The sequence below is a fragment of the Allosphingosinicella sp. genome (genome assembly GCF_036387215.1).
Taxonomy (GTDB): Bacteria; Pseudomonadota; Alphaproteobacteria; order Sphingomonadales; family Sphingomonadaceae; genus Allosphingosinicella.
In genome coordinates this window covers 1-4,600 of the sequence record NZ_DASVUE010000210.1, presented here as the reverse complement: position 1 = coordinate 4,600, position 4,600 = coordinate 1, and the positions used below count along the sequence as shown (strand labels likewise).

General features: G+C 66.0%; 3 protein-coding genes. All 3 read left to right on the top strand.

Features of this window, described 5'->3' with window-relative positions:
• A partial coding sequence (locus tag VF662_RS08385; protein ID WP_464139820.1) for an ABC transporter permease occupies positions 1 to 969 on the top strand: 969 nt, incomplete at its 5' end.
• Between the two features lie 14 nt (positions 970 to 983).
• A complete protein-coding gene (locus VF662_RS08380) occupies positions 984 to 3,473 on the top strand; it encodes an ABC transporter permease (RefSeq protein ID WP_464139818.1) in 2,490 nt (829 codons plus the stop codon).
• Positions 3,474 to 3,483: 10 nt separating this feature from the next.
• The coding region (locus tag VF662_RS08375) for an ABC transporter permease (protein ID WP_464139816.1) at positions 3,484 to 4,600 on the top strand (1,117 nt) is incomplete at its 3' end.

The following is a 4,600-nucleotide window of genomic DNA, read 5'->3' as shown; positions in this document are numbered from 1 at the left end:
GCCCGCACGGGCGTGGCTCCGACAGCGCGGAACAAGTCGATCCAGGTGGTGAAGCTCCCGGGTCAGACGGACGGCTTCGGAATGGGGTTGTACGGGGTCGATCCGGATTACTTCCCGGTGATGGGCATGCGGCTCCTTTCGGGGCGGCTGCTCGGGGAGCGCTTCGCCAACGACCGTATCGGGCCGCCGGCGGAGGGGAAGGAGGCGCAAGGCCCCTCCGCCGCTCCCCGCGGCTTCAACGTCGTCATAAACCGCCAGGCGGCCCGCCTCCTCGGCTTCTCGCCGGCCGCCGCGGTCGGCAAGCAGGTGCTGACCAGCACGGGCCCCGCAGAGCTGGCGCCCGTCACGATCGTGGGAGTGGTCGAAGACACGCGCATCCGGACCGCGCGTGAGGAGATCGAGCCGCTGGTCTTCGCCTATGACCCGTCGCGCACGACCCAGTTCGTGGTCCGCTACGAAGGCGCGATCCCGGCCGAGGTCCTGAACGGGCTCCAGCGCGTCTGGTATCGCTTCATGCCCGACCTTCCGTTCGAAGGAGCGTTCGCCGAGGATCTCGTCGCCGAGCTTTACCGGGCGGAGCGGACGCGCAGCACCATCTTCGCCGCGTTCGCCATCCTTGCGGTGATCATCGCCTGCCTCGGCCTGTTCGGCCTTGCCGCCTTCACGACCGAGCGTCGGACGAAGGAGATCGGCATCCGGAAGGTGCTTGGAGCGAAGGTGCGCGACATCGTGCGGCTGCTCACCTGGCAATTCTCGAAGCCGGTGGTGATCGCGAACCTCATCGCCTGGCCCGTCGCCTGGTGGGTGATGCGCGACTGGCTGAACACCTTCGACATCCGCATTCCGCTGGGTCCGGGACCGTTCGTGATGGCGGGGCTGCTGGCGCTCGCGATCGCCATCGGCACCGTCGCGGGGCACGCCTTCAAGGTCGCTCGCCTCAACCCCATCCACGCGCTCCGGTACGAATAGGGGGACGGCTGCTCATGTGGCAAAACTATCTGACAGTCGCAGTCCGGGCGCTCGCCAAGAACCGCGCTTATGCCTTCATCAACATCGCGGGTCTGGCGCTCGGTCTTGCCGCCTGCCTGATGATCCTCCTCTACGTGCGCTACGAGACCAGCTACGACGCCTGGCTGCCGGACGCGGAGCGGGTCTATCAGGTGCAGTCGATCGGCACCGGGCCCGACAATGAAGGCGGGCGGCCGCAGCAGGGCGCGCACGGCGTGATCGCCGAGGCTCTCGCCAAGGATTTCCCGGAGATCGAGCTCGCGTCCCGCGCCGAGGGCGAGAGCATGATCGTCATGCGCCAGGGCGAAGCCGTCTCGCTGCCCTTGATCATGGCGGAGAAGAATTTCTTCGACATCATCCAGCTGCCTTTCCTGCGGGGCGACGCGAAGCGGGCGCTCGGCGACATGAACAGCGTCGCCATCAGCAGGACGCAGGCAATGACCTTGTTCGGCGGCATCGACGTCGTCGGCAAGACCATCGAGGGGCTCCGCCGCGGCGAACCCTACAGCCTGCGCGTCTCGGGCGTGTTCGAGGACATTCCCCGCAACAGCCACATGTATTTCTCGATGGTGCGCCGCATCACCGAGGAAGAGAAAGCCGAGTGCGGATGGACCTGCATCAACGGCAGCGTCTACCTCAAGCTCCGCCCCGGTGCGGACGGGGAGTCGATCAACCGGCGCCTCCAGGCGTGGGAGCGGCGCGGCATCCCGGCGCGCAACGTCGCCGGCCAGCGGGTGAGCGAAGGCGACCTGTTCGACTGGCGCCTCGTCAACATCCGCGACGTCCACCTGAGCGGCGCCGAAGGCGAGGAGGAGCGGCCGGGGAACGACCGGCGGACGATCGTCACCTTCACGATCGTCGCGCTTCTGATCCTCGGAATGGCATCGATCAACTTCGTCAATCTCGCCACGGCGCGAGCCGGACAGCGGGCGCGGGAGGTGGCGCTTCGAAAGGTGCTCGGCGCCAGGCGCAAGCAGCTCGTGATCCAGTTCCTGGGGGAATCGATGCTGCTCACCGGCGTTGCGATGCTGATCGCGCTGGCGCTGGTGGAGCTGGCGCTGCCTTACCTTTCCGCCTTCCTCAACACCAGGCTGGAGGCCAGCTACTTCGGCGAGGAAGGCGTGCTTCTGCCGGTGCTTCTGCTCTGGCTGATCGTGGGGCTCGCGGGCGGGCTCTATCCGGCTTTCTACCTTTCGCGATATCAGCCGGGCGAGGTGCTCAAGGCCAACAAGTCCGCGGCCGAGCCGATCGGCACCGGGCGGCTTCGCTCGGTTCTGGTCGTCGCGCAGTTCGCGGTCTCGATCGGACTGATCATCTGCACGAGCATCGTCTACTCCCAGACGAATTTCGCTCAGAAGAGCGACCTCGGCTTCAGCCGCGAGGGTCTCATCCAGATCGACGGCGGCAACCGCTCGCAGGTGATCCCCGCGCGCGAGGCGCTGATGCGGCGCATTGCCGCGGTCGAAGGCGTGAAGAGCGTCACCGCCGGCAACATCTGGGTCGCGAGCGGCCAGACGCTCAACACGGACGTGCAGATACCCGGCCGCTCCTCGCTGCCGCTGATCGGCTGGTACAGCGTCGAGCCGGGCTTCTTCGACACGCTCGGGATCCGCGTGCTCGCCGGCCGCGCCCTGTCGCCCAAGTTCGCCAAGGACAGCGCCTGGACACCCTATGAGCCCGAGACCGCGGTGGAGCCGGCGCAGCGGGAGATCGCGCAGCGCGGGGTGAACATTGCCGTCAACGAGGAAGCGGCTCGGAGGATGGGCTTCACCGGACCCGATGCGGCCGTCGGCAAGACGATCCGGATCAACATGTACGGCGAAGAGATCGGCCTCACTCCGGCGACGATCGTCGGAGTTGTCGCGAACAGCCGTTTCCGCTCCTTGAGGGAGCCGATCGAGCCGGCCATGTTCTACGATCGCGGCATCTACCGGCGCCTGATCGTCCGCTACAATTCGCCGGAGCCCGAGCGGGTGCTTCAGGAAATCCGGCGGATCTGGCGCGAGATGTTCCCCGAAGTGCCGTTCGAAGGGGAATTCGCCGACCAGCAGCTCGCCCAGCTCTACCAGACGGACGCTGCGCGCGGGCAGACCTTTGCCGGCTTCGCCTTCCTCGCAGTCGTGATCGCGTGCCTCGGCCTGTTCGGTCTCGCCGCCTTCACCGCCCAGCGCCGGACGAAGGAGATCGGCATCCGAAAGGTGTTCGGTGCCCGCGCACGGGACATCGTGAAGCTGCTCGCCTGGCAGTTCTCGAAGCCCGTCATCCTCGCCAATCTGATCGCCTGGCCGGTCGCCTGGTGGCTGATGCGCGACTGGCTCAACCAGTTCGACGCCCGCATCGCGCTGACGCCGGGCCCCTTCCTCCTTGCCGGGCTGATCGCGCTCGCGATCGCGGTCGGCACCATCGCCGGCCACGCCATCAAGGTGGCGCGCCAGAACCCCATCCACGCACTCCGCTACGAGTAGGACCAGAGACATGTGGCGCAATTATCTGACGGTCGGCTTCCGCGCTCTTGCGAAGAACAAGACCTATGCGTTCATCAACATCTTCGGCCTCGCGCTCGGCCTCGCCGCGTGCCTGATGATCCTGCTCTACGTCCGGTACGAGATGAGCTACGACAGCTGGATGCCGGGCGCCGACCGCGCCTACCAGTTCCAGGCCTGGTACAAGCCCACCGAAAGCGGTGGCGAGGAGATGAAGCTCCAGATGACGGAGTTCGCTTCGCGCGATGCCCTCATGAAGGACTTCCCGCAGGTCGAGAAGGCTGTCTACGTCTGCTCCTGCGGCAACGTCATCAAGCAGGACGGGAAGGCGACCTTCGCCGACCGTTTCAACTTCGTCGACGGCAATCTCTTCGAGATCCTGCAGGTGCCGTTCGTCAAAGGCGATCCGAAGCACGCGCTGGACGACACCACCTCGCTCGTTCTCACCGAAACGGAAGCCACCAAGCGGTTCGGCAAATCCGATCCGATCGGCAAGACGCTGACGCTCGTCGGCAAGAGCAGGAGCACCGACTACAAGGTCACCGGCGTCATCAAGGACCTTCCGAAGAACAGCCACCTTGAACTCGGCGTCGTCGCCCGCTTCGATCCGAAAGATTATTTCTCGGACAATCCCTATTTCCTGAACGGCTGGAGCAGCCAGGGGGGATGGGTCTACGTGAAGCTTCGGCCGGGCGTGAACGCCGAGGACATCAACCGGCAGCTTCCCGCCTGGGAAAAGCGCAACATCCCGGACGATACGCAGGGAGCAAGCGGCGGCGGCGAGGTTACCAACCCCGGCGACGTCCAGGACTGGCGTCTGGTCAACGTCAAGGACATCCATCTCGGCGAAGGCCAACGTGCATCGATGACGCCGGGCAACGACCGGCGGACGATGATCACCTTCGCGGTGATCGCGCTGCTCATCCTCGGGATGGCGATCGTGAACTTCACCAATCTGGCAACCGCTCGGGCCTCGCAGCGGGCGCGGGAGGTGGCGCTCCGCAAGGTTCTCGGCGCCAACCGGAAGCAGCTGATCGTCCAGTTCCTCGGCGAGTCGATCCTCGTGACCGCGCTCGCCATGCTGCTCGCGCTTGCGCTGGTCGAGCTGC